The sequence below is a fragment of the Paenibacillus cineris genome, from assembly GCF_018333335.1.
Classification (GTDB): Bacteria; Bacillota; Bacilli; order Paenibacillales; family Paenibacillaceae; genus Paenibacillus_AQ; species Paenibacillus_AQ favisporus.
The window spans coordinates 3219039-3243279 of the sequence record NZ_BORU01000001.1 but is presented as its reverse complement, the minus strand read 5'-3'; the positions used below and the strand labels follow the sequence as shown (position 1 = coordinate 3243279).

Here is a 24241-nt window from a genome sequence, read left to right as displayed (position 1 = left end):
AAGGGATGATCGAAATGGGAAAAACCGTTCGCATTGGCATGATTGGGGCAGGGTTGATCGGCAAAGCTCACCTGAGAAATTACGCGAATATGGAGGATGTTCAGATCGTGTCCATCTGCGACATCAATGAACAGGAAGCCCTCAAGGTCGCGCATGAGTTTCATATTCCCCACGTCTATACCGATTTCAGAGAAATGCTGAAGCGCGATGACATTGAAGCCGTTGATGTCTGCCTGCATAACAATTTGCATGCCCCCGTGACGATTGCCGCTTTCGAGGCAGGCAAGGACGTATACTGCGAGAAACCGATCGCCGGGACTTACCGGGACGGGCTGACCATGCTTGAAGCGGCAGAAGATTACGGCAAGAAACTGCATATTCAGCTTGGCACCTTGTATCGAAAAGAGACCAAGGCGGCAAAAGCGCTGATCGACGGGGGCATGCTCGGCAAGCTGTATCATGCCAGGGCTACCGGCCATCGCCGGAGAGGACGCCCTTATATTGACGGATACGGCACCCCGGCTTTTCTAAACAAACAAATCGCCGCCGGCGGGGCGCTGATCGACATGGGGGTTTATCATATCGCGCAAATGCTGTACCTGCTTGGCACACCGAAGGTGGAGCGGATTTCGGGTAAAGGCTACCGGGAGATGGATGTGGATGCCGGACGTGCCGGGCAGGCGGTCTTTGACGTGGAAGAGCTGGGGCTGGGGTTCATAAAATTCGAAGGCGGCGCGACGCTCGATATTATTGAAGCGTGGAGCATTCACCTTGGAAGCATCGAAGGCTGCTCTGTGGTGGGGGATAAAGGGGGCATCAAGCTGCCGGCCTATTCGGATCAGCAAATTATGGCCCCGTTCAGTTTTCATACAACGATTTGCGATATGGATATCAACGGCAGCGTCAACCTGGATGAGATGGACGGCCGCTGGAATCATTTGAAGCAGAATTATGACGCATACCAGTCCTCGCAGCATCACTGGGTCGCCGCGCTGCAGGGAAGAGTGGAGCTGCTTCCCACGGCCCACATCGCCTCGCAGACGATGCTGATCAGCGAAGGCATTTATTTATCCGACCGGCTTGGGCGGGAAGTAAGCAGCGACGAGATCATCGAACAATCCCTGTCGAAAGCGATCCAGCTCTAATGCTGCCTTTAAGGAAGAGGGAGGTCCAACCGGCGGCCGGCCATACCTCCGGATCGTTGTCGGCACTGAAACGTTTCAACTTTTTCCTGTATGGCACGATTGCGATTTTGACTTCATTCTTTCCCTTATATTTTCAAAACATCGGACTCAGTAAAGTGGAAATTGGCATGATTATGGCCGGTGGGCCCTTCATTTCCATCTTCGCCAATCCATTCTGGGGTTATTGGAGCGACCGGCTGCAGAATGTGAAACGTATTCTCATTTTTCTTCTGACCGGGAATTTGTTAGCGACGATCGTGGTGTTTCAGCTCCGTGAATATGCCGTCATTTTCGCCTTCATGCTGATCTTCTTTTTCTTCAACAGTCCCACGTTCTCGCAGAGCAACAGCCTGATTCTGAATGCCATCGAGAACACGAACCACAAGTTTGGCGCATTTCGCCTTTGGGGTTCGCTGGGATGGGCGATCATCGCCGCGCTGGCCGGACCGGTTCTCAGCTGGATGGGGCTGGTGAATCTTTGGATGTTGTACGGGATCATGATGCTGATCTCACTGGCATTTACCATCGGACTCCCTCAGGGCAGAGTGACTTCCAAGCCGAAGACCGAGAGACAAAGCTATTGGAAAGTGATGCTGTCGAGCAGGCTGTTCTTTGTATTCGTTATCCTTGGCATCCTCATTTCGGTTCCCAACTCGATCAACCAAACGTTCGTCACACTGTACATTTCCAACCTGGGAGGCTCTAACGAATTGATTGGCTGGTCGGTGTTCTTGTCAGCGATCTTTGAAATTCCGGTGTTTCTGCTGTTTGACCGATTCCTGAAAAAGTCGGCAAGGATGATGCTGGGAGGGCTGGTCATCGTAAGTATCCTGTTCGTGATCCGCTGGTTATTGATGTCGGCTGCCGGCGGACCGCTCCAGGTCATCTTTATCCAAGTGCTGCATTGTATTACGTTCGGTGGCTACTATTATATCGGAACCAGTCTGACCGCATTATTAATACCAGCCGAGTACAGAGCGACCGGGCAGGCCATTTATGCCCTGACGTGGGGTGGAATTTCCGGCATCATCGCGGGTCTGTTCGGCGGTTGGATGTTCGATTATTTGGGTCCCCAAACGATGTATTCGATTTGCGCAATCATATCTGTAGCAGGGGTGGCAGGTTTTACGTTCATGTGGATGAAATACCGCAAGCAGTCCGAGTTGGCGGCATCATGAAGATCGGGATCGGACGAATGCCGCTGTGACGCGGCATTCGTCACCCTTTCTGCTGCACATCAGCTCCAAGCGTGGAGATTCCATATTGAAGATCCTGGGAGGTCAAAAGCCTATGTGGAAAAAGTCGGTTCATTCCTTGTTGTTCTTTGTGCTGGCTGTTACCGTCGTTTTGAGCGGATGTTCAAGCTCCTCTTCGAACGGTGAGAAGAAGCCGTCGTCATCAACGCAAAAAGCATCTGGTGACGGTAAGCTTGCCCCTTATGAAATTACAATCGCTTTCTGGGGACCGGATCAGCGTGATCTTGGTCTTGTGGAGCAGGAAATCAGCAAGATTACGAAAGAAAAAATCAATGCAACCGTCAAACTGAAACGCATTGAAGCGGCTGCGTGGACACAGCAAAAAGTGCTGATGTTCTCCGGCAATGAGAAACTCGACCTGGTGTTCACAGGGGAAGACCAATATATTTCGGAAGTCGCGCAAAAAAAACTGCTGCCCATCGATGACCTGCTTCAGTCCCATGGCCAGGATATCCTAGCCGCCTTCGATCCGGACGTATTGGCTGCGGCAAAAATTGACGGCAAAATATACGGCATTCCAACGATCCGGGACTTTGCCGCTTATCCGACTATTCTGATGCGAACGGATTGGTTGAAAGAAAGCAATATGGACGTCAGCCAGGTGAAAACAATCGAGGATTTAGAGCCGATTTTTGAAAGCGTTAAAAAGAAGCATCCGGAAGCCAACATGCTGGGTAAAGCGTCAGGGGGAGGTTCCATTGCCTATCCACTGCTGCAGACGACGATTGATCCGCTTGGCGACATGATCGGTGTACTTACCGATCCGAATCAGCTGAAGGTCGTTAATTTGTATGAGAGCGAGGAATATGCGAAGTTCATCGGGGTGATACGTCAATGGTTCCTGGCAGGATACATCCCCAAGGACATTGCAACGACCTCGCAAACCGGCCGGGATTATATCAAGGCAAACATCGGGTTCGCGACACCGAATAAAGGCAAGCCGGGGATCACGACGCAGACGGGAGCATGGGCCGGCAAGGAGCTGACGGAAGTCGCACTCGCGCCGCCTAAAATGAATACGCTGACGATTATGAACGCAATGCTTGCCATTGCGGCCAAGTCCAAAAATCCCGAGCGCGCGATGATGTTTCTGAATTTGCTCTACTCGGACAAACAAATCATCAATTTGCTGGATTGGGGAATTGAAGGAAAGCACTATCAAGTGAAGGAAGACGGGACGATTGACTTTCCTAGTGGTGTGGATGCGACGAACAGCGGCTACAACATGAGACAAGGTTGGATGTTCGGGAATCAGCTGCTGTCTTATCCGTGGTCGACGGACAGTCCGGATATATGGAAGCAAATGGAGGCGTTTAACCAAAGTGCGGAGAAGTCTGCAGCGCTCGGATTCACCTATAACTCGGAGCCGGTCAAAACCGAATTGGCCGCGATCCAGAATGTCGTTCAGCAATATTCAAAAGCGCTGGAGACAGGAACTCTGGATCCGGATGTTTACCTGCCGAAATTTAACGCAGCATTAAAATCGGCCGGAATCGATAAAGTGATCGCCGAAAAACAAAGGCAGCTGGATGTGTGGGCTGCAAACAATAAGTGAAGGACCTCTCAGTACGAAGAAAAAATATTCATTACGATCTAACCTCGAAATCATCGTGCAATCTGCGCAGGCGGTAAGCGTTCATGGCGGATTCGCGAAGCTCCTCAAGAATGGTGTAATTCGCCCATGCCCCTGCGATCGCGCCGATCCCTGGCAGCATCTGCAGCATTTTCCGGAAATCGATCGCATCGCGATACTCGATCTGAAAAGTCTCCCAGTCCATCGTCCTGGAATATTCGGTATCAGACAGCCATTGTTCCTTTTCTATATGCCAATATTTGATGGAATCGAGCAGCCTGGCACGGTTATCCGGCCCCGAAAATGTCATTTGAAACACCTTGAGAATAAACACCCGCTCGGAGAAATGTTTCGTGTCATAACCGTAAACATGCGCCAGCTCGAACAAAAATTTCATCTTGATTGCGATGAGAGCCGGAAAGTCTACCATGCCAAGGATGATGCCGCCGGCTCCCGTTCCAGCACCTTCAGCAACCGCAATTTTTTGGTACAGGGCAAACAGGTCTTTGGCTTCTTGATCGGCAGCTTCCAGATCCATCGTACTTTGCACCGGGCGTCTAGGGGTGTATTCCGCGCCGAACAGTGCCGTGCGCACGATCGACCGGATGGTGGTCGTGATGACGTTTTGCACCTTTGGGGGAATCAAATGGTTGATCCGGCCGCCGACGGATTTCGATGCTTTTTCCATCCATCCCGGCGGCTTGAACATCTTTTGTTCCCATTCGGCAACTTCCCTCTGGACTTTATGTTCGTAATTCATGATCCATCGCTCCTCCAATGTGCTTGCTTTATTCTATTGTAACGAATAACGCCGTGATTTGAACCAGACTGCAGCAGGTTTCTGACCTCGACTAAAGTCCAGCACCGCAAAGAGGTTAGTCATGACCTGACTCTGACATTCACGATTCCGCAATTCTGAAGAAATCTTCCCGCGCATGGCGTTATAGGATGAAGGTATGAATGGCGTTAGCCAGAGGAGGAGATCACCATAAACATGATTGAAGATTGGATTCGTGAATTAAAAAGGGAAGCCGAATCGACACGCTTGCTTCTTGAAAGGCTGCCTGAGGACAAACTTTCTTGGCGGCCGCACCCGAGATCGATGTCTCTGGGACAGCTCGCCCTGCATGCTGCGGGAGTACCCGGGGGGCTGGCTCTATTGCTGGACGAAGCGGTCAGCGAGGCTCCGGTTGTTCCTCTGCCGGAGCCGACCACCCGGCAAGAATTGCTTGAGGCACTGGAATGGAGCGTGTCTCTTGCCGGGAGCAAACTTCGGGAATGGGGAGAAGATGGGCTAAGGAATTCCTGGAAGCTCGTCAGCAAAGGAGAGACCATCTTGGAAGCACCCCGAATCGATATGGCCCGTACGCTGATGTTCAATCACGTGTACCATCATCGGGGACAGTTGACAGTTTATCTGCGATTGCTCGGGATATCCGTTCCTGGGATGTACGGACCCAGCGCGGACGATCAATAACAAAAGTTTAGAGACGTCCTATGGAGAGCAAGGCGATGGAACCCGATGGAACGGCTTGGATGACGATATCGACCCTCGGAGTGGGATGCTGTAAACCAAAAAAAGAACCTGGATAAAATCCCAGGTTCTTTCTTATTGCGCAAAAAAAGACGTGATGATATAATCAGATCACGACTGTTCATGTTATAAAGTCATAAATATCTTATCTTACATTTTAAGTGTAACATGCCAGTTAAACTCTTGTCAAATGTTTTTTTCTCAATCAAATGGTTAGGGAGATGGTCGAATGAGTTCCATGGTTCTTGGGTTTCATGAAATCGAAAAATCGCAGCTTTATCTCGTTGGCGGAAAAGGGTTGAATTTAGGAGAATTATCTAAAATTGACGGAATCCAGGTCCCCGAAGGATTCTGTATTACAACCGCGGGGTATCAAAAAGCCATCGGACAAAACGAAACGTATCATGCATTACTCCAACAACTAACCATGCTAAACGCAGATGATCGAGACCAAATTGGGGAGATCAGCGGGAAGATCCGGCAGACCATTACTGAAGCAGAAATTCCTTCCGATGTTGTGGAGTCAGTAACTCACTATCTCTCCCGGTTCGGCGAGGAACATGCTTACGCTGTGCGTTCTAGTGCAACCGCCGAAGATTTGCCGCACGCTTCTTTTGCAGGGCAGCAGGATACTTATTTAAATATCATCGGTGTTGATGCCATTCTGGAGCATATCAGCAAATGCTGGGCCTCCTTATTTACGGATCGCGCAGTCATCTACCGTATACAAAATGGATTTGATCACCGTCACATTTACTTATCCGTGATCATTCAAAAGATGGTATTCCCGCAGGCTTCGGGAATATTGTTCACCGCTGATCCAATGAGCGGAAACCGGAAGCAGCTGTCCATCGATGCCAGTTTTGGACTTGGGGAAGCACTGGTCTCCGGCTTGGTATCCGCTGATAATTATAAAGTACAAGGAGGGGAAATCGTCGATAAGAGGATAGCAGCCAAAACATTGGCGATCTATGGACGAAAAGAAGGCGGAACCGAAACACGCCAAATCGGTCCGGCACAGCAAAAGGCTCAAACCCTTACTGACGAACACATTGTGCAGCTGGAACGGATCGGAAGACAGGTTGAAGCTTATTTCGGCCAGCCGCAGGACATCGAATGGTGTTTGGCTGATGATGCATTTTATATTGTTCAGAGCCGGCCGATTACAACGCTTTACCCGATCCCTGAAGCAAATGATCAGGATAATCACGTCTATCTGTCTGTTGGCCATCAACAAATGATGACAGATCCGATCAAACCGTTGGGACTGTCTTTTTATCTGTTAATTACTCCTGCACCTATGCGTACAGCGGGCGGAAGGCTGTTCATTGATATTGCGCCTAGGCTGACTACCAATGCCGGCCGGGAAGCTTTATTAAAAAACTTGGAATCCGATCCGCTTTTCATAGGCGCAATCGAGAAAGTAATCGAGCGAGACTTTATCAAATTGGTACCGAATGATCAAACCGCACCCATTCCCGCTAAAAGTAATACAGATAAGCCGGCAGCCTTCGAGAACGATCCGGCTATCGTGTCTGACTTGATCCAGCGGAATCAAGCCTCGATTGCAGCTTTAAAACAAAAGATCCAAATGAAATCCGGGGCAGAATTGTTCGATTTCATCCTCGAAGACATCCAGGAATTAAGGAGGATTTTATTTGATCCGCAAAGTACGGCAGTGTTTATGTCAGCTATTAATGCTACATTCTGGATCAATGAACATATGAACAAATGGTTAGGCGAAAAAAACGCAGCCGATACGCTTTCTCAATCCGTGCCAAACAATATTACTTCGGAAATGGGCTTGGCGCTGCTGGATGTCGCGGATGTGATTCGCCCTTATCCGGAAGTCATTGATTATTTGCAGCATACAACAGAAGATCACTTTCTGGACGAATTGGTGAAGTTTGATGGAGGAAGGGAAGCCCGGGAAGCGATCTATGATTATCTGAGCAAATACGGCATGCGGTGTACTGGAGAAATCGATATCAGCCGTACCCGTTGGAGCGAAAAACCGCTTACGCTGGTCCCGATGATCCTGAGCAACATCAAAAACTTTGAGCCTCATGAGAGCCGCCGGAAATTCGAGCAGGGTCGCCAGGAAGCTTTGGCCAAAGAACAAGAATTGTTAAATCGGCTGAGACAGCTGCCGGATGGCGATCAAAAAGCCGACGAAACGAAACGGATGATCGATCTCGTCCGAAATTTCATCGGGTATCGGGAATACCCTAAATATGGCTGGGTGAGCCGCTACTTTGTTTATAAGCAGGCTTTACTGAAAGAAGCCGAACGACTCGTGCAAGCCGGGGTACTTCATGATATCGAAGATATATACTACCTAACTTTTGAAGAGCTTCACGAAGCCGTTCGCACCAATATGCTGGATGATCGGATCATCAGCAAACGCAAAGACGAGTATAAAGTATATGAAAAACTGACCCCACCGCGCGTCATCACGTCTGATGGCGAAATGTTTAGAGGTTCGTACAAACGGGGAGATCTCCCGGCCGATGCGATTTTAGGTCTGCCTGTTTCTTCCGGTGTGATCGAGGGACGTGCCCGTGTCCTTTTAAGCATGGAAGATGCAGCTTTGGAAGAAGGAGATATCTTGGTTACCGCATTTACGGATCCAAGCTGGACCCCATTGTTTGTATCCATCAAAGGTTTAATTACGGAAGTAGGCGGCCTGATGACCCATGGAGCCGTGATCGCGCGTGAATATGGCCTGCCGGCCGTAGTCGGAGTGGATCATGCGACCAAGCTCATCAAAGACGGGCAGCGAATTCGTGTGAATGGAACAGAAGGGTACATTGAAATATTGGAATAGCTTGCGTCGTCAAGTTATTCTGTTGTTGTTAACGGCTTGTTTTTTAAGGAACGAATCCAAGGCATTGCACGTAACATGACCCAGCTCATGAATGGGTTATGAATGGAGAAGCGCTTCAGCATCGCCTTGGCAGCTTCCACCTCACGAAATGCATACTGGCTCATCTCCGCATGATAAGATGCAATGGCTTCCTCTAAAGGTTCGCCTTGGGATACTGCTGCTTTAAGTTTTTCTGCGAGAAGAGCTGCATCTCGTAGAGCTGTGTTGCCTCCATGAGATCCAGTGGGTGGCATAACATGTACTGCATCGCCCATTAAAGTGATTCGCGACACCGGCCAGGAAGACGGCTTCCTGGCTGCTTTTAATTTTACCAGCATGGTGTAATCGGCATCGGCTTGATTCACGAACCGCCGCAGCACGGGATGAAAGTCCAGGGCAGTCTCTAGTGCAAAGCGATGCAGTATTTCGGAATCAAGTTTCTCTTGAGATACCGGAAACAATTCTTTGGGCAAGAGAAGAGCCCACATGACATAATCGTCAGAAATGGGAGGTAATTGCTCTGCTCGAAATCGAGAAAAAGCCGCTTGCGGAGCTTCGCGAAAGTTCATCGTCGTAAAGAAAAAGCCTTTACCCGCTTTTCCAATGGCGTATACGCCGCTCGTTTTCAGTGGAGCAGGAACGATGGACTGCCCATTATGCAGAAGAGGCGTGCGACCATAAATTCCCCAGCTGTTCGCATCCTCCGGGTCACAGTCGGGCAACAGCTGCTTGCGTAATGCCGAGTTTACACCATCGGCACCGATGACGAGTGAAGCATGTGTATAACTTCCGTCAGAAAAGTGAAGGGTGGCGCCATCCGCTGCTGTATCGGCCCGAACCGCCTTTTTTCCATAATGAATCCGATCCTGCAGCCCTTCGAGCATAATCGTACGCAGGGTTTGGCGATCGGTTTGACGCGGCGTTCGTAAATCGGTACCACTCCGATCCCCTTTGAATGTGAGTTTGAAGACCTCTCCAAGGTCCTGATTTGTAACTCGAAAGTAAGAATCTTCGTCAGTGGGCGATGTGGTCGCCAAAAACAACTCGAATAAACGTGGCGGAAGGCACTTTTGAAGTCCTGCCATCCCATACTCGTCTAACGTGACCCGATATCCTTGGCGGCGTGCAAACGGTTCCGGATCACTTTCGTACACTTGCACATCGAACCCGGCGCGAAGTAAAGAATGGGCCAAACACAATCCGCTTAACCCGGCTCCAGCAATGGCCACTGAAATTTGGGACATATTTATCAGCCTCTTTTCATTTGCTCATCGGCAATATTATTGATACAATGAAAGCAGTAAAACATTTTATCTCACGAGATAAGATAAATATAAAAGAGGATGATTTGTATGTCAACAAGCAAAAACATCAATATTCTTACTGATGAATTACGAAATAACAGTACGGCCACGATCCTGTTTCACCAAGCCATTGCTGCAAAGTTAGGAATCAATTCCACGGATCACAAATGCTTGGATGTCATTATGAAGAACCAACCGCTAACAGCCGGTCAGCTTGCTGCATTGACTGGATTGACAACGGGAGCGGTCACGGGCGTTTTGGACAGGCTGGAAAAGGTAGGCTATATTTTTCGTGAACAAGATCCGGAAGATAAGAGAAGGGTCAATATTTACATGAACCAAGAAAATGCAGAAAAAAACATTGTCCCGCTTTTCAGTTCATTTGCAGCGGAAATGAATCAACTGCTATCTAATTATGATGATAAGGAACTTGAGTTCATCATTGATTTTATTAGACAGTGCAATCGTGTGTTAATGAAATTTACTGAAAAACACTAATTCGATGCCAGACTGAAAAGAGGGGGCTTTACCGGCTCAGTTTATGGAAGGTACAAGCCCATTCTTTCCTGGATCACCTCCAAGACTTCTTTCGGCATCTCCCTGACCTTGATATCTCCACCCAGAAAAAGCAGCCAATTGGTTAGTTCGGTTATTTCTTCGGCTTTATTGACATGAATATATGTCCTTAAAATGGCTGTCGTTTGGTAAGGATTCGTATAGGAAAGGGATACTTTTATGGGATGGTATTTTCTGAACTGCGCAATCGCTTTTGGACCCAGTTCAATGACCAGGTTGATGATTTCATCCTGCTTACGCAGTTGTTCTTGGATCTTTTTCTTACTTATTCTTTTTTTCAAAGGGTACGGCTCTACATTGGTAAGGTCATCAACAGGAATAATCCTTCTCTTTTCTTCCTTCAAATCAAATCCCTCGATCAGCCACACGCTTTTCTCACGATAGAGGTGCAGGAGATAAATGGGATAGGACTTGATTTCCATCACTTCTTGGATGGTGATCCATAAATATTCGTCCTTGAGAAGGACTTGGATGAGCTTTTCCAGCATCGGATGGGGAAGGTCCGACAGGTCGAGCAGGTCGGGATTATTGGGGTTGGTTCCTTCAAACAGCAAAATTTGATTCAACAGGACAAGGTCATCCTGCTGGTTTTTTGAAATCAGGCCAAGCAATTTCTCGGCCAGCGATTGGCGGCTTTTCAGATAAGGGAGCTGCTGATTTCTTGTGGCCATAAAGCCAATGAACAAGGCTTTAATTTCGTTATCGGTAAAGCGGACCGTGGGCAGGATCGAGTTGTTCATGACGAAATACCCGCCATCCCTGCCGACTTCTGCAACAAGCGGCATCCCCATCGCTTCGATTTCCCGAATATCCCGGATCGCCGTCGATCGGGAGATGTTAAATTCCCGCATAATTTCGGAAATCGTAAAGTGGGCACGATTGTTGATATACCGCATGATGGTATTAATCCGTTCAACTTTTTTCATAGGAGTCTCCTAAACAGTATCACTTTTTGACATGATTCAAGGTTATTATAAACCTATCAAGTGAAAACACAAATCATTTGAACAAAATTTTAAAAAAGGAAGGTAATCAAATATGGCACAATTTACGTTGGAAGAAAAGGACAGCTTTATCGTTTTAGGGATTGGAACGGAACTGAAGAGCGATTACACAGACTACGCCGGCATCAACAAAGAAAAAGCAGAATTCTGGTCGGCTGTCGAAGAAGACGGAAGGCTGGATACGTTAAAATCCATCGCCGCTAATGATTTCATTTTTGCCGTGAACGAAGCGGTGAACAACAAGATGATGTACTATGCCGGCGTCATGACGGATGCTTCGCTGCCGGAGGCGACGAGAATGATCCAATTCCCTCAGGGTGAATACCTCGTTGTTAAAGGGGAAGCGCCGACATCCAATGATCTGAGCAATCAGCTTGCTGGCTTTGCGTTTGGTCAAGTGCTGCCGGAAGCGAAAGATTATGCTTATGTTGGAGGACCGAATGCAACCGTTGAGATGGGGCAGCGTGACGGCGTCGTATTTGGCGAAATGTGGATTCCTGTTGTGAAGAAGTAAGTATATTCGTGAAGTAAACGGGGCGGATTTTGCCCGAAGTGAGATTCTAAGGTATAACGCCTTACCAAACTTTTAGGAGGGATAGAAATGTCGTATATCGTTGATTTTAAAGATGTGTCCACCGTTGGTGTTGAGTCTTCACCAGTAGCAGAAGCGCTTGCTGGGCTTCGGGCGAATGAGGCCCGTTACTTCATGAACAAGTATAAGCACAAATTTACGGTCGTACCCGCCAGCGAAAGCCAGGAGACTTTGGATTATGTGAACCGGATTTTGAAAGAAGAACGAGAGATCGAGTTTGCAGCCAAGCCTTTGGAAACGTCGCAATTCCAAGTCGAAAATATTCAATTCACCTATGTCTTTTATGAAGATGGTCTGGGGCTCAATGTGATGTATACGGTGGATGACCCGAAGAAGCGGGCCGTTGGTTTTAAGCTTTCGGACGGAATGGAGGAACCGAAGGAGCTGGAAAAGTTTAAGTTTGCCCGGCAGAAGTCTAAATTAGCTGGAACGATCCGGGGCTCGTTTTTTGTCATCAAGAAAGAGTATTAAACTACTTATGAAAAAGCCGCATCCTTGCGGCTTTTTTTGCATTTTATTTTACATATACCATTGGATGAAACAGATACTGGATTTAAAAAAAGCGTAGTGCAGTGGGTTGAGTATACATGGATGGACTCCTTTGAATGAGTTCGGTGTAAGTTGTTGTTACGTTCCTGGATGATCGCTAGAAGTGCCCGTATTTTCGTAACAGAAGTACGACTACTCCAATCAAAATAAATATGATCCCGCCAAACATTTCAGTAGAACCATTTGAGCGTACTTGTTGGTCTTCGGTATCATTCTCGGGAGCACGTCGCAAAAATTTAAGAAATTTGGAATTCGGATTTTTATAATCGTACAGGCCTAATACAATCATGAATATACTGAGTACAATCATCCCCATTTGATTTTTCTCCTTTTCACGAAAAGTTCCTCCAATCCATAAGTAAAGTTCATTTAATAAATTAAATTCTTTAGTTCATTCTATCTAACATGTTAAGAAGTTCTTGGTTTTAGGAAAATATCCTTTTTTCTTCAAAGGACCAGACCGTCGCTGATTAAGCGTTATTGGAAAAGAACGGTTGACTAGAAACCATAATGACGGGAACCGCCCATCTGAAATATGGTATACTGTGAACGTTAAGGGGGTGCTTTACTGATGGAGAATCGATCAAGATTGTCTGTGACTTCTTTCACTCATGCAAAGCCAGTATTGGAGAAGCGTTACTTTGCATGGGGCGGAATTTTAGCTAACGCTGAATAAGCTTTTCTAATATTTTGGCTTTGCACCTTATTTTCAAAATAAGGAGTGAAGCGAATTGAAATATACGAATGCTAAAAAAATACTACCTGACAAGCTAATTATAGAAATTCAAAAGTATGTCCAGGGAGAGACGATCTACATTCCGAAGCAGCAGAAGGAATATCAGCATTGGGGGAGCTTGAGCGGCGGAAGGCAATGGCTGGATCAGCGAAATGCTGAGATAAGACAGGCATATAAGAATAATAGCAGTATCGAGCAGCTAGCTGAGGACTATTTTCTCTCCATTGAAACGATTAAGAAAATTGTATATTCGGGAAACAACAGCGAACGGAACTGATGAAGATAGTCTTCATCAGTTTTTTTAAGAGATCAGAAAGTATAAGTTTCGGAGCTTCTGTTTCCTGATCTCGCAAGAAAAACTTCCTTTAGACGCGGTCTGTCTTCTTTGAAGGTACGTCGATAGACGTTTTTCTTATGCCAAAAACGATTCTAAGTCATTGTTTACATAGGAATCGCTTAATGCGCTCTTTTAGAATTTAAATAGGCGGAGGAACAATCCGCTGGCGCGGAAGATCGATATAACAACTTATGGAATCGATCCCAACGGGGAATGCTGGACCACATCATCCTTCGAAGGATTCTATAAGAAAGCGGGGAAACGTAACGATGAACGAACAAAAAAACAGAAGCAGGCATCTGGTCGATCCGGAGATTATAAGTGTACTTGATTTATTTCCGACAAGCGATCTGACTGGTGCAACCCTTATGGAATCACGGGAAAATCAAGCAAAAATGATTCCGCAGATGGATGTAACGCAGCTGTTTCCTGTCACATGGGAAGAAAGAGCGGTGCCAAGTTATTTTGGCGGACCCGATATACGCATAGAAATCATTAAACCTCGTGAGCTCAAGTACGATAAAATGCCGTTATATTATTCGATTCACGGTGGCGGAATGGTTATGGGCAGTACGGTCGGCGATCGCTCAGCGAATGCAGCCTTGGCGGCGCAGCATGGTTTTTGCTGCGTATCTGTGGATTACCGACTCGCGCCGGAACATATTCAGCCAAGTCAGTTGCATGACTGTTATTCAGGACTGAAATGGTGCATTGAACATGCCGAAGAATTAGGGATCGATATTCAGAAAGTCGCGGTTGGTGGGAGCAGCGCAGGTGCCGGGCTTGCGGCAGGGCTAGCCCTATACATTCGCGATCAAAAAGAATTCGATATTCATCATCTAAGGCTGCGCAGCCCGATGCTCGATGACCGTACAAGTATTTCGTCGGATCATCCCTATGCCGGCGAGTTTGTGTGGACAAGTCGCAGCAATTATTTTGGATGGAAATCGGTACTAGGGCACGAACCCGGTCAAGAGGGGACCAGCGAGTATTACGTGCCTGCACGTGCGAAATCGTTGGCTGGTTTACCGCCCACGTATATCAGCATTGGCAGCATTGATTTGTTCATAGATGAAGCGATATTATTTGCCAAACAGCTGGCCTTTGACGGTGTCTTGGTGGAGCTGCATGTATATCCTGGATATCATCATTTGGCTCCAGCATTTCCGAATGCGCATTATTCGCAAGAAGGCGCCAAATCTAGTGAATACGCCTTGCTGAAAGCACTGGAGCTGGTTTGATTTTATTTTCCTGCGTATGAGCTTAAATAAAAGCAGCAGTTCAAAACTTCGAACTGCTGCTTTTTTTGTTGCTTAACATCGGATGCTCAAATCTAACTGCAGATACCATACAAACTTCAACCTTCGTTATCAAGACATGGTGTATTGCGTATATACCTAGTCAACATTCTCGCTATATCTTCGGGAGGAATGGAACGATCCGCCGTAAACCAATGTTGAATCATTCCAAACTGTGCATTTCCCAAATAAGCAATTGCATAATCAGTAAATAGGTTTTCAGAATGATCGTCTTGATTTCGTTTCAGATTTTCATACAAACGTGTCCCCACTAAATACTGGAGCCGTTCTTTTAACTCTGCTGGAGCATCCGAATGGAATAGCGCTTTAAAAAAGCTGGCATGCTTATGCATGTATTGGAAGGCCTTGGTAATCGGAGGATAAGCTCCCTCATGATCAGGATAGCGCATCAGCTCTTGAAGATTGAGAGGTTCGAATACGCTCAATAATTCTTGAATAAATACAGTTTCCTCAATGAGATGAAAAATATCATTATAATGCAAATAAAAAGTGCCACGATTAATTCCTGCTGTTTCACATAGGTTTTTAACCGTAAGCCCTTTAATCCCTTTATTTTCCAAAATGGACAACAATGCCTTCTCCATTAACGTGCGACTGCGGACGACTCTCAAATCCGTCCTATTTTGGCTCATTTGTTTACCCCCATGATGAATGTTGGTGTTTATCAACAATTTTGACGTTGTATCTATTAATCAACACTTGGCCTTTTATGTTCATTGAACTCCCCGTTATGCCTGATTATAATTGCTTCTATAGCCTTAATCAACACGTGTTCATTACATTTGGGCTGTATCAATTTTAAGGAGGAAAACCATGGAATATAGATATCTTGGAAAAACGGGGACAAAAGTCAGCGCGTTTGCATTAGGCGGATCAAGTTTTGGATCAAGGACAAGTGAAGAAGATAGCATAAAAATGATTGATGAAGCATTGGACTTTGGCATCAATCTGATTGATACATCTAACAGATACGGAAATGGGGAATCGGAACGCATTATCGGAAAAGCGATTAAAGCCAGGCGGCAAAATGTCATATTAGCTTCTAAATTTGGTGCGGAGGCTACTCATGAATTAAATCATAGTAGTGCATCTCGCCGCTCAATACGAGCTGCTGTTGAACAAAGTCTGTTACGTTTGCAGACCGACTATATAGACCTTTATCAACTCCATCTTCCTTTTGAATTTGTTGCTTATGAGGAGATTCTATTAACGTTAAACGATTTGGTGAAAGAAGGGAAAATTCATCATATCGGTACTTCAAATCACCTGGGTTGGCAAATGGTTCAGGCACAAGCCATTAGCGATCGATATCATATTCAGCGATTTGTAAGTGAACAAACACCCTATTCTATGATCAATCGGCAAATGGAATTTGAACTTGCTGAAGTCGCTAAACAATATGATCTTTCTCTATTCGTGTACAGTCCCTTATCTGGTGGCTTACTGACAGGAAAGTACAAAGCAGGTCAGGCCGCGCTAAGCGATTCTCGAGCTGCGACATTAAAAGGGTATGCAGATGCGTTAAATCCTGAGCTAGCTGAAAATGAATATAAGTTTAAGATCATTGAAAAGCTGCAACAACTTGCGAATGGAGCGGGGATTCTACTAGCGGATATGGCAGTAGCTTTTACCCAAAATCATCCATCCGTCACGTCAACTCTCTGGGGACCGCGCACTTCAGAACAATTAAAAGCCTATATTGCCGGTGCAGAATTGAGGCTTGGCACGGATGTGTTGGATGCGATCGATGCGATTGTTCCACCAGGCAAACGGATCGATGACAAAGAGCAAACGTGGAGTCCTGAGTGGATGAGTGCCGAACGGCGCAGACGACACGTTAGTTGAAAAATCATTGGAGAGGAACCTTGCGAAATCAAACAACGGCAGCCGATCACACGATCGGCTGCCGTTGTTTATCGTAGTATTGGGGAGTGCGCGTTTTGGATCATCATGAATATCAATGATTTATTTTCCCTCTTAACGGCTTGTAGAAGGCACGAATGTCTTGTGCCAAGAGCTCGGGTTCTTCCAATGCGGTAAAATGTCCGCCACGGGGCAGCGTAGTCCAGCGGGTTACATTTAGGTTGCGTACAGCCCATTCTCTGGGCGGCAGCAATATGTCTGCTGGGAACAACGCGATGCCTGTCGGCACCTCAATGTAGCCCAATGGCGGCAAGGAATGAGAATTCTCATAGTAGATGTTCGCTGCCGACATGGCCGTGTTTGTCACCCAATAAATCATCATATGCGTGATCAATTCATCCTTACTGAATTTTTGCTCAAGATTACCGTTACAATCGCTCCATGCCCGGAATTTTTCAATGATCCAGCCTGCCAAGCCGACCGGTGAATCGGATAGTCCATACGCCAGTGTTTGGGGGCGGGTCGATTGAAGGGACATATAGCCACCTTCTTCAGCAATCCATGCCGATGCGTTTTTCTTATATCGCAGTTCTTCTTCCGACAGCTTTGCCTGATCTGTTGCCGTCATCAGATCTCTAATAATGCCGATATCGGTCAAGTGGATTCCGAATAACAGTTCCGGATGGTTGGCTGCCAGGTACCTTGTAACACCGGAGCCGATATCCCCGCCTGCGGCAGCAAATTTACTGTAACCTAAGTGCTGCGTCATCAGCTTAGCCCACATTTCCGAGACACGAAAATTGTTGACACCTGAATGTGCAGGGCGGCTTGAGAACCCAAAACCAGGTAATGACGGGACAATCACATCAAATGAGTCTTCAGGGTTTCCGCCGTAGCTGGCTGGATCCGTAAGCAGAGGAATGATTTTTTCATAACGAAGGTAACTGTCGGGCCAACCGTGGGTAAGAATGATGGGCAGAGGGTTAGATCCTTTACCACGCTCATGTACAAAGTGCACATCGATCCCGTCAATATGGCAGCAATACTGGGAAAAGCGGTTCAACTCGGATTCCTTGGCTCGCCAATCATAATGGTCCTTCCAGTACGACACGAGAGACTTTAAGTAACTTAATTCCGTGCCTCGTTCCCATCCATCGTTATCTACTTGTTCCGGCCAGCGAATATGATCCAATCTATATTTTAGATCGTCCAAAATTTCGTCTGCGACATGAATGTGAAAACGCTCAATCGTCATCGTGCTTTCCCTCCTTTTGTCGTTGCATCGCCATTATATCCTTTGTGCTGGTATGGTACACTGACATAAACGAAGCATCTAACTATAAAATTTGATAGGTGATGGCTATGCCGCAAATAGATCGACACAAACATCGTATCGTGAACATTGAGTTTGCCGCCGTGGAGGATCTCAGCATGCTTCCTTATCCTGAGCGTTATACGCTCATTCTCTTCACATCAGGAGGGATGAGCGGGACGTTAAACGAACGGCCGATATCGATCGCAGCTCCTGGTATCCTTTGCTTGGCCGGGGATGATGAGATAGAAGTGACAGAAAAACAAAACGTTGCTGCACAATCCTTTCGTTTTCATCCCGATTTTCTTAACACGATCACTCTCTCTGAAACACGGGACTATTTCCCGTCGAGTCCAAGAATACAAGCAGGCCGTTCCCTTTTTCAAAGGGAGGATTCATATACAGCTGTACCCCGTATCACCGAGAAAGCATTCCCGCGATTATTTGAATGGTTTTTCATACTTGGCATGGAAGTGCAGGCGCAAAGCGATGCCCGCTGGGTGTGCAGAATAAAGAAATACCTCATCCAGATTTTAGGTTTGCTCGAGGATTTAAACCGGAATGGCGAACATTCCCCTGTCGATTTGGTGCTAGAGTATATTCACACGAACTATTCCAGAAAGATTTCTTTGGAAGATCTGACGAGCTGCGCTCATTTAAACCGAGTGACGCTGAATAAGCTGTTTCAGGAAAGATGCGGTCATACAGCCATGGGTTACTTGCTGTCATACCGTTTAAAAGTTGCAAGTGAACTTTTAACGCACACCGGGATGAAGCTTGATGAAATTGCTCACGCTGCCGGATTTGAGTATGACACTCACTTGATCAAGCAATTTACGGCTAAAAAAGGCATTTCACCTACAAAATACCGGAACATCTCCCGCCAGTTCTCCACGGTTCAATAAAAGACGGAGAGCCTTTGAGCCTCCATTGACAGTGATCCGCTTAACGATTAAGGTAGTGGAGGATATGAAGTAGAAAGTCATTTATTGTGGAGGATATTTATGAATCAACGCTTTCGAATTACGAGATCGATGCAGCCGGACTCCGGTGATCAAGACATTTCATTGGAAGAATGCAAAGCTTATTTTTCAACCAAGGCTGATTTTACTTACCAAACGGTGCTGACTGTACAAGGGGAAGAAAGTACCATGTCGATCGAAGGGGATTTCTTTATGTGGCGGCATGGAGACACCCTCATTCCTTTTAGGCACTATATGGGGGAGTTGTATGCAGCTGTCTCACATCAAGACGTCGTACCCCTTATGATCGAAATTGCTGGAGATTTGCGGGCGGACATCGTGGAAGGGTAATGGACATAGGAGGGGAGACCATGGAAGTTTTTGAAGAATACTTAACACGGATCGATAACCTCGAGCACCGTGCCCGATTGGAAGAAATACTGGGCTGGATCACGAAAACATTCCCGAATTTAACGCCAAAGATTGCATGGAATCAGCCTATGTTTACCGATCACGGCACATTTATCATCGGCTTCAGCGTTGCCAAGCATCATCTTGCTGTTGCTCCTGAAAGGGCGGGAATTATTCGTTTTTCCGATGAAATAGTACAATCTGGCTATGATCACACCAAGGAGTTGGTGCGGATCCGCTGGGATCGTCCTGTTGATTACTCCTTACTTGAAAAAATGATCAAATATAACATTATGGATAAAACAGACTGCACAACGTTTTGGCGGGCATAGCTTATTCATAAAGTGCAAATCACTAGATTTCGAGAATACACATTAGTTAAAAAAGCCGCAGCTGCGCGGCTTTTTTTGTATTTTATATCCAATTTCAAAAACCTGTCCTACTTAACCTTGATGTTCTTCTTAAAATAGGCACGCGCATCTTCCCGGGTTTCCTTGGGCAAGGTGCGCTCCAGTTCCTCGTTCATCCACTGCAGGGTCCGGCTTCGCAAAGAATCCCGCATTTTCTCCTCCGCATCCAGCATGACCATGTTGATCAGGCAATCCGAAGGCGTACAGGAAGCGCACGCATCGTTGTTCTCCTTGCTCCGGTAGAAATAATTTTTATCTTTAATGTTCTGGCATTGAAAAATGGGCTGATCTCCTTCGACGGCCGTGACGACGTCCCAGAAAGTTATCGCATCCGGGGATTTGGCCAGCTTGTAGCCGCCCTTGACCCCTGGTACCGAATCCACAATACCCGCTTTGGACAGCTTCCCGAAAATTTTGGACAGATACGTCTCCGACAAACCTTGGTAGGCGGAAAGTTCTTTGATCCCGATCGGACTGTCCACCGGGAGATCAATCAAATATACGAGGCAATGCAAAGCATATTCGACCCCGATACTATACTGCATGCAAGCCACCTGCCTCCCGACAAATTCACTAACCATAATGTTAAAAGCAAACATTTTTGATGTCAAACGTAACGCGATTGACAAACGGAATGATTGCAAGTTATAATGTCGACAGAACTAATCGACGATTAATGTTATCGACAATTATAGATGAGTAGGAGAGGATGCATCATGAATAAAATGCTGGTTCTAAATGCCCATCCGGACGTACAATCCACCACCTCGGTGACTTTAAACGTGCTCGAGTCTTTTTTACAGCGTTACAGAGAGCTTGTCCCGGATGGTGAGGTCGAACAACTCAATCTTTATCGAGACGAGATACCTCTGCTGGATCACGTTGCTCTAGCGGCCCGCAGCAAGTCCGCTGCAGGACAATTGCTCACACCGGAGGAGCAGGCAGTTACGGACCGGACGAACGAACTGCTGCGGCAGTTCAAAGATGCGAAGAACATCGTCATTGCGATGCCGATGCATAATTTCAATATCCCGTCCAAACTTAAAGACTACATGGACGCCATTCTCATTCCGCGGGAAACGTACACGTTTACCCATTCGGGATCCGTAGGCTTGCTCAAAGACGGACGGAGCGTACTCGTTATTCAGGGAAGCGGATCGATATACACCAATAACGACTGGTACACAGAAGTGGAGTATTCCCATCAATATCTGCGATCGATGTTTACCTTTATGGGATTTGACAGCTATGAGATCATTCGCGCGCAGGGAAACGCTGTTTTACCGAAAGAGAACGTATTGGAGCGGGCTAAGCAGGAGGCCCTTCAGGCGGCCGAACGTTTCGCACATCGCATGTCTGGCAGCGTGACGAGATAAGGGCTCGTATTAAAGAGCGTGCTGGGGGATACGATAAAGATCAAAGCGGATCTGAAACGCCCCGCCATCTTTAGGCCAGGAAGGAAAACCGTCATGGAATGCGTCATTTTCACTGGGATACAAGCTTCCGGAAAATCAACATTTTACAAGGAAAGGTTCTTTGCAACTCATATGAGGGTTAATCTTGATATGTTGAGAACAAGACACCGGGAGAATGTTTATCTGGAAGCATCCGTCCGAACGATGCAATCCTTTGTGGTAGACAATACGAATCCCACCGTGGATGATCGAAAAAAATATATCGATTTCGTAAAAAAACATCATTATAAGGTTATAGGGTATTATTTCGAACCTGACTATGAATTATCCCAAGAGCGTAACAACAAGAGAGAAGGGAAAGAAAAGGTTCCTGAGATCGGTATGATAAGCACTTTGAAGAAGCTGCAACGACCGTCTTATCGTGAGGGTTTTGATGAGCTGTATATCGTCAAGTCGCTAAACGATGCGTTTGAGATTCAAAAATTACCTTTATGAAGGATAACACAAACTTACCGTGCGCCGTTAGGCGGCACGGTTTTTTGCTAATCCCTTCCGGTCAACAGTCGTCTTCCCAGCTGCAGCCTCGCTTCAAGCTCAATCCGGTTTTTGCAATCCTCGCAGTAATACATTCCATTTCTGTTTCGTTTCGCGCGGTCGTAAGCTGAAGTGCCCTCGAAGGCGATAAATGCCCTTTTGCACCCATAACAGATCAGTTGCACGCGAAATCCTTTAGATTGCTCCTGCACAGAATTCCCCCTTCTGTAATTGATAAAAAGTCCAGCTCCCTTGACTTGGTAACCACGGAACGGTATAACTGAAAAATGAAATAACACACTGTGCTATTTATTATAATACAGTGTGTTAAAATAAAATCAAGGGGCGTTTTCACCATGCCAAAAATTGTGGACCATGACCAAAAAAGAAAACTGATCGCCGAATCGGCATGGAAAATTATTGAAACAAAGGGGATCGAGCATGCGTCAATCCGCGCCGTCGCCGCTGCGGCAGGAGTGTCGCCTGGAGCTTTACGGCATTATTTTTCAACGCAGGACGAGCTGCTGCTATTTATCGTGGATTATTATTTAACGAGAGGAGCCGACAGAGCAAAAGGAATCGAGATAAGCCGTATTCCGATGAAAGCCGCACTGGAAGTGGTTTTAGAACTCCTTCCCATGGATTCGGACAAACGAACGGCAGCCGGCGTCTGGTGGGTATTCGCCATCCGTTCCCTCACGAGTTCGGCGTTACAAGATAAAAAGGATGAGCTCACGGACGGGCTTCTTGACCTGAGCAGAACCGTCCTTGATCTTCTGGCTAAGGCAGAGCTTCTTCCCTCATCCATCGACATGGAACTCGAAACCTTGAGATTGGCCGCGGTGATTGAAGGCTTGACGGTCCTCGCGTTGCTTCGGCCGGAGATCTACGCGCCGGAGACCATTGAACGGATCATCGTCCGCCACCTTCAGGAGCTGTGTGGTCAAGCCATGAGTGAGTAAACAAGATGAGGAACGGTTTCACCAAACTCAACTTAGCAATTGAAAAGAAATCGCTTTAGTTGATATACGTTAATATTGGTTTGAGCTTATTGCGTCATTCAAAAGCGATCTGCATCATTATTTCTCGGATGAAGGAGATGTGCGAGATGAAGGTTAATAAAATAGATCATGTAAGTATAAACGTAAATGATCTCGCTGCCGCCAAAGCGTTTTTTCTCGATATAGGCTTTGAGGTGCGAGCGGAATGGGAGATGGAAGGCGAGCTGTTGGATCGGGTCCTAGGGCTCCGCGATGCAAAAACAGCCTGCGTAGCATTGGGGGCACCAGGGAGCCAGGCATGGATCGAGCTGGTCAAATATTATCAACCGTCAGATGATACCGAAATTCAGCAGTCTTATCCCTATACGCTCGGTATCCGGCATATGGCCATTGAGGTTGAAGACATTGAAGGCATCGTATCCACATTGAAACAGAAGGGCACGGAAACCTTTAGTGAGATCCAGCAATATGAACAAAGTTACAAATTATGTTATGTTCGTGGGCCGGAAGGAATCATTTTGGAATTGGCAGAGAAGGTCAAATGACGGGAGATCACGTCTCTGACGTACGTTGGATGCGCAGACAACCAGGGTTATTCGAATTTCGAAGGCGGCACGTTGTAATATTTTTTGAAGGCTTTTGAAAAGGTAAACGGATCAGGATACCCGAGAAAGCCTGCGATCTGTTGGATCGTGTATTTTTTGGCGTAGAGATAGTCTCGTGCCCGGTTCATTTTGATTTGGAAAATGTACTGTCCCGGCGTAATGCCTACGCTTTTCTTGAAAAAGGAGATAAAATACTTCTCGGATACGCCGACAAGCGCAGCGAGCTCATTCATCCGAACGGAACGGTGCAGGTTTGCATCCACGTATTGAAATACGTCCTGCAGTACACTTAGGCTTCCTTCGGTTTTACCCGGTTTCCTTCCGTTGAGGAATGTGCCAGTGTAGGTGCCTTGCCCGTGAAGCTCAAGGATCTTTGCAATGACCGCAAGGAGGCATGCTTTCAAGTAAAGCTGATTCCCCGGTGTGCCGCTGACCTGTTTCAACCGGCGATAGGCCTGTGTGAACAATACCGCTTCCTCCTGGATCAGGCCGCTGGGCACGATTCCAGGGAGTTCGAACTCACCTAGTATTCGCTGTTGTTCGCCGATACCGAAATTGAAATGAATGTAAATGAATCGGCAGCCGTCCTCGGTCGTCGAAGCGTTATAAGGCATATCGGGATAAAAAAACACCGCATCTCCCGGACCCGCCGTATGTTCGGACCCGCCGATCGTTACCCTCACGGAGCCCGATTGAATGAACCATAGATCGTAATCGGGATGAGACTTGTGTTCGATCCAATTCTTATCGTGAGTTTGTTCTAAATAAGAGCTTATGCCGAGCGTGACATACTCCGAGAGTTCGTTGAGAATACTCATGTTGGCATTCATCGGGATGCATGGCCTCCTTTACTGCATGACATCTGTGATTTTAAACTTAGTATAACAAAGGGTTTACG

General features: G+C 46.7%; 25 protein-coding genes. 18 read left to right on the top strand and 7 right to left on the bottom strand.

Going from position 1 to position 24241, the window contains the following annotated elements; all coding sequences use genetic code 11:
* Nucleotides 1–14: 14 nt before the first annotated feature.
* The 3 genes from KI379_RS15090 to KI379_RS15080 all read left to right on the top strand — a co-directional run bounded on the left by KI379_RS15090 (nt 15) and on the right by KI379_RS15080 (nt 3995).
* Nucleotides 15–1145 (top strand): Gfo/Idh/MocA family protein, encoded by a 1131-nt coding sequence (locus KI379_RS15090; RefSeq protein WP_212984068.1) that lies wholly within the window; start codon nt 15–17, stop codon nt 1143–1145.
* Entirely contained in the window at nt 1145–2362 is a 1218-nt protein-coding gene (locus KI379_RS15085; RefSeq protein ID WP_212984067.1) for an MFS transporter, read from the top strand. Before KI379_RS15090 ends, KI379_RS15085 begins: the two co-directional genes overlap by 1 nt.
* A gap of 112 nt (nt 2363–2474) precedes the next feature.
* Nucleotides 2475–3995: an ABC transporter substrate-binding protein gene (locus KI379_RS15080; RefSeq protein WP_212984066.1), complete on the top strand. Its 1521-nt coding sequence runs from the start codon at nt 2475–2477 to the stop codon at nt 3993–3995.
* A gap of 31 nt (nt 3996–4026) precedes the next feature.
* Here the strand turns inward: KI379_RS15080 and KI379_RS15075 are convergent, their stop codons facing one another.
* Entirely contained in the window at nt 4027–4773 is a 747-nt protein-coding gene (locus KI379_RS15075; protein ID WP_212984065.1) for an EcsC family protein, read from the bottom strand.
* Nucleotides 4774–5007: 234 nt separating this feature from the next.
* Here KI379_RS15075 and KI379_RS15070 point away from each other — a divergent pair, with 234 nt between their 5' ends.
* A complete protein-coding gene (locus KI379_RS15070; RefSeq protein ID WP_244879302.1) occupies nt 5008–5490 on the top strand; it encodes a DinB family protein in 483 nt (160 codons plus the stop codon).
* Between the two features lie 286 nt (nt 5491–5776).
* Nucleotides 5777–8374, top strand: a complete 2598-nt coding sequence (gene ppsA / locus KI379_RS15065) for a phosphoenolpyruvate synthase (RefSeq protein ID WP_212984064.1) — start codon at nt 5777–5779, stop codon at nt 8372–8374.
* A gap of 14 nt (nt 8375–8388) precedes the next feature.
* On the opposite strand, the gene KI379_RS15060 is transcribed toward ppsA, so the two are convergent.
* Complete coding sequence (locus KI379_RS15060; RefSeq protein ID WP_212984063.1) at nt 8389–9657, bottom strand: FAD-dependent oxidoreductase; 1269 nt, start codon at nt 9655–9657, stop codon at nt 8389–8391.
* Nucleotides 9658–9765: 108 nt separating this feature from the next.
* Here KI379_RS15060 and KI379_RS15055 point away from each other — a divergent pair, with 108 nt between their 5' ends.
* Nucleotides 9766–10215, top strand: a complete 450-nt coding sequence (locus KI379_RS15055; protein ID WP_076164611.1) for a MarR family winged helix-turn-helix transcriptional regulator — start codon at nt 9766–9768, stop codon at nt 10213–10215.
* 41 nt (nt 10216–10256) lie between these two features.
* On the opposite strand, the gene KI379_RS15050 is transcribed toward KI379_RS15055, so the two are convergent.
* Nucleotides 10257–11219: a helix-turn-helix transcriptional regulator gene (locus tag KI379_RS15050; RefSeq protein ID WP_212984061.1), complete on the bottom strand. Its 963-nt coding sequence runs from the start codon at nt 11217–11219 to the stop codon at nt 10257–10259.
* Between the two features lie 112 nt (nt 11220–11331).
* Here KI379_RS15050 and KI379_RS15045 point away from each other — a divergent pair, with 112 nt between their 5' ends.
* The 4 genes from KI379_RS15045 to KI379_RS15030 all read left to right on the top strand — a co-directional run bounded on the left by KI379_RS15045 (nt 11332) and on the right by KI379_RS15030 (nt 14752).
* Complete coding sequence (locus KI379_RS15045; RefSeq protein WP_076164616.1) at nt 11332–11811, top strand: GyrI-like domain-containing protein; 480 nt, start codon at nt 11332–11334, stop codon at nt 11809–11811.
* An 87-nt stretch (nt 11812–11898) separates the two neighbouring features.
* Complete coding sequence (locus tag KI379_RS15040) at nt 11899–12360, top strand: phage tail protein (protein WP_076164618.1); 462 nt, start codon at nt 11899–11901, stop codon at nt 12358–12360.
* An 809-nt stretch (nt 12361–13169) separates the two neighbouring features.
* Nucleotides 13170–13451 (top strand): CD3324 family protein, encoded by a 282-nt coding sequence (locus KI379_RS15035; protein ID WP_212984060.1) that lies wholly within the window; start codon nt 13170–13172, stop codon nt 13449–13451.
* A 329-nt stretch (nt 13452–13780) separates the two neighbouring features.
* Entirely contained in the window at nt 13781–14752 is a 972-nt protein-coding gene (locus tag KI379_RS15030) for an alpha/beta hydrolase fold domain-containing protein (protein WP_212984059.1), read from the top strand.
* Nucleotides 14753–14868: 116 nt separating this feature from the next.
* Here KI379_RS15030 and KI379_RS15025 read toward each other — a convergent pair whose 3' ends face one another.
* Complete coding sequence (locus KI379_RS15025) at nt 14869–15462, bottom strand: TetR/AcrR family transcriptional regulator (RefSeq protein WP_212984058.1); 594 nt, start codon at nt 15460–15462, stop codon at nt 14869–14871.
* Nucleotides 15463–15643: 181 nt separating this feature from the next.
* On the opposite strand from KI379_RS15025, the gene KI379_RS15020 reads away from it, so the two are divergent.
* On the top strand, nt 15644–16675 hold the full coding sequence (locus KI379_RS15020) for an aldo/keto reductase (RefSeq protein ID WP_212984057.1): 1032 nt from the start codon (nt 15644–15646) through the stop codon (nt 16673–16675).
* Between the two features lie 112 nt (nt 16676–16787).
* Here the strand turns inward: KI379_RS15020 and KI379_RS15015 are convergent, their stop codons facing one another.
* The gene (locus KI379_RS15015; RefSeq protein ID WP_212984056.1) at nt 16788–17948 is read right to left on the bottom strand and encodes an epoxide hydrolase family protein; all 1161 of its coding nucleotides are present in this window, start codon (nt 17946–17948) and stop codon (nt 16788–16790) included.
* A 107-nt stretch (nt 17949–18055) separates the two neighbouring features.
* Between KI379_RS15015 and KI379_RS15010 the strand changes: the two genes are divergently transcribed.
* From KI379_RS15010 to KI379_RS15000, 3 genes are all read left to right on the top strand, one after another.
* Nucleotides 18056–18910: a helix-turn-helix domain-containing protein gene (locus KI379_RS15010; RefSeq protein WP_212984055.1), complete on the top strand. Its 855-nt coding sequence runs from the start codon at nt 18056–18058 to the stop codon at nt 18908–18910.
* Nucleotides 18911–19009: 99 nt separating this feature from the next.
* Entirely contained in the window at nt 19010–19318 is a 309-nt protein-coding gene (locus tag KI379_RS15005) for a hypothetical protein (RefSeq protein WP_076164638.1), read from the top strand.
* A gap of 20 nt (nt 19319–19338) precedes the next feature.
* A complete protein-coding gene (locus KI379_RS15000) occupies nt 19339–19710 on the top strand; it encodes an iron chaperone (RefSeq protein ID WP_212984054.1) in 372 nt (123 codons plus the stop codon).
* Nucleotides 19711–19817: 107 nt separating this feature from the next.
* On the opposite strand, the gene KI379_RS14995 is transcribed toward KI379_RS15000, so the two are convergent.
* Complete coding sequence (locus tag KI379_RS14995; protein WP_076164643.1) at nt 19818–20333, bottom strand: RrF2 family transcriptional regulator; 516 nt, start codon at nt 20331–20333, stop codon at nt 19818–19820.
* A gap of 171 nt (nt 20334–20504) precedes the next feature.
* On the opposite strand from KI379_RS14995, the gene KI379_RS14990 reads away from it, so the two are divergent.
* The 4 genes from KI379_RS14990 to KI379_RS14975 all read left to right on the top strand — a co-directional run bounded on the left by KI379_RS14990 (nt 20505) and on the right by KI379_RS14975 (nt 23283).
* A complete protein-coding gene (locus KI379_RS14990) occupies nt 20505–21164 on the top strand; it encodes an FMN-dependent NADH-azoreductase (RefSeq protein ID WP_089547654.1) in 660 nt (219 codons plus the stop codon).
* 93 nt (nt 21165–21257) lie between these two features.
* Nucleotides 21258–21698, top strand: coding sequence for an ATP-binding protein (locus KI379_RS14985; RefSeq protein ID WP_212984053.1), 441 nt, complete (start codon nt 21258–21260; stop codon nt 21696–21698).
* A gap of 395 nt (nt 21699–22093) precedes the next feature.
* Nucleotides 22094–22699, top strand: coding sequence for a TetR/AcrR family transcriptional regulator (locus tag KI379_RS14980; RefSeq protein WP_076164652.1), 606 nt, complete (start codon nt 22094–22096; stop codon nt 22697–22699).
* A gap of 146 nt (nt 22700–22845) precedes the next feature.
* On the top strand, nt 22846–23283 hold the full coding sequence (locus tag KI379_RS14975) for a VOC family protein (protein ID WP_163875551.1): 438 nt from the start codon (nt 22846–22848) through the stop codon (nt 23281–23283).
* 47 nt (nt 23284–23330) lie between these two features.
* Here KI379_RS14975 and KI379_RS14970 read toward each other — a convergent pair whose 3' ends face one another.
* Nucleotides 23331–24173: an AraC family transcriptional regulator gene (locus tag KI379_RS14970; RefSeq protein WP_212984052.1), complete on the bottom strand. Its 843-nt coding sequence runs from the start codon at nt 24171–24173 to the stop codon at nt 23331–23333.
* Between the last annotated feature and the right edge of the window lie 68 nt (nt 24174–24241).

Coding starts and splice junctions, on each gene's coding strand:
- KI379_RS15050 (WP_212984061.1), bottom strand. CDS start 11,219: ATGAAAAAAGTTGAACGGATTAATACCATCATGCGGTATATCAACAAT.
- KI379_RS15080 (WP_212984066.1), top strand. CDS start 2,475: ATGTGGAAAAAGTCGGTTCATTCCTTGTTGTTCTTTGTGCTGGCTGTT.
- KI379_RS15010 (WP_212984055.1), top strand. CDS start 18,056: ATGCCGCAAATAGATCGACACAAACATCGTATCGTGAACATTGAGTTT.
- KI379_RS14970 (WP_212984052.1), bottom strand. CDS start 24,173: ATGAATGCCAACATGAGTATTCTCAACGAACTCTCGGAGTATGTCACG.
- KI379_RS15055 (WP_076164611.1), top strand. CDS start 9,766: ATGTCAACAAGCAAAAACATCAATATTCTTACTGATGAATTACGAAAT.
- KI379_RS14985 (WP_212984053.1), top strand. CDS start 21,258: ATGGAATGCGTCATTTTCACTGGGATACAAGCTTCCGGAAAATCAACA.
- KI379_RS15000 (WP_212984054.1), top strand. CDS start 19,339: ATGGAAGTTTTTGAAGAATACTTAACACGGATCGATAACCTCGAGCAC.
- KI379_RS14975 (WP_163875551.1), top strand. CDS start 22,846: ATGAAGGTTAATAAAATAGATCATGTAAGTATAAACGTAAATGATCTC.
- KI379_RS14995 (WP_076164643.1), bottom strand. CDS start 20,333: ATGCAGTATAGTATCGGGGTCGAATATGCTTTGCATTGCCTCGTATAT.
- KI379_RS15015 (WP_212984056.1), bottom strand. CDS start 17,948: ATGACGATTGAGCGTTTTCACATTCATGTCGCAGACGAAATTTTGGAC.
- KI379_RS14980 (WP_076164652.1), top strand. CDS start 22,094: ATGCCAAAAATTGTGGACCATGACCAAAAAAGAAAACTGATCGCCGAA.
- KI379_RS15020 (WP_212984057.1), top strand. CDS start 15,644: ATGGAATATAGATATCTTGGAAAAACGGGGACAAAAGTCAGCGCGTTT.
- KI379_RS15045 (WP_076164616.1), top strand. CDS start 11,332: ATGGCACAATTTACGTTGGAAGAAAAGGACAGCTTTATCGTTTTAGGG.
- KI379_RS14990 (WP_089547654.1), top strand. CDS start 20,505: ATGAATAAAATGCTGGTTCTAAATGCCCATCCGGACGTACAATCCACC.
- ppsA (WP_212984064.1), top strand. CDS start 5,777: ATGAGTTCCATGGTTCTTGGGTTTCATGAAATCGAAAAATCGCAGCTT.
- KI379_RS15005 (WP_076164638.1), top strand. CDS start 19,010: ATGAATCAACGCTTTCGAATTACGAGATCGATGCAGCCGGACTCCGGT.
- KI379_RS15085 (WP_212984067.1), top strand. CDS start 1,145: ATGCTGCCTTTAAGGAAGAGGGAGGTCCAACCGGCGGCCGGCCATACC.
- KI379_RS15090 (WP_212984068.1), top strand. CDS start 15: ATGGGAAAAACCGTTCGCATTGGCATGATTGGGGCAGGGTTGATCGGC.
- KI379_RS15030 (WP_212984059.1), top strand. CDS start 13,781: ATGAACGAACAAAAAAACAGAAGCAGGCATCTGGTCGATCCGGAGATT.
- KI379_RS15060 (WP_212984063.1), bottom strand. CDS start 9,657: ATGTCCCAAATTTCAGTGGCCATTGCTGGAGCCGGGTTAAGCGGATTG.
- KI379_RS15075 (WP_212984065.1), bottom strand. CDS start 4,773: ATGAATTACGAACATAAAGTCCAGAGGGAAGTTGCCGAATGGGAACAA.
- KI379_RS15040 (WP_076164618.1), top strand. CDS start 11,899: ATGTCGTATATCGTTGATTTTAAAGATGTGTCCACCGTTGGTGTTGAG.
- KI379_RS15025 (WP_212984058.1), bottom strand. CDS start 15,462: ATGAGCCAAAATAGGACGGATTTGAGAGTCGTCCGCAGTCGCACGTTA.
- KI379_RS15070 (WP_244879302.1), top strand. CDS start 5,008: ATGATTGAAGATTGGATTCGTGAATTAAAAAGGGAAGCCGAATCGACA.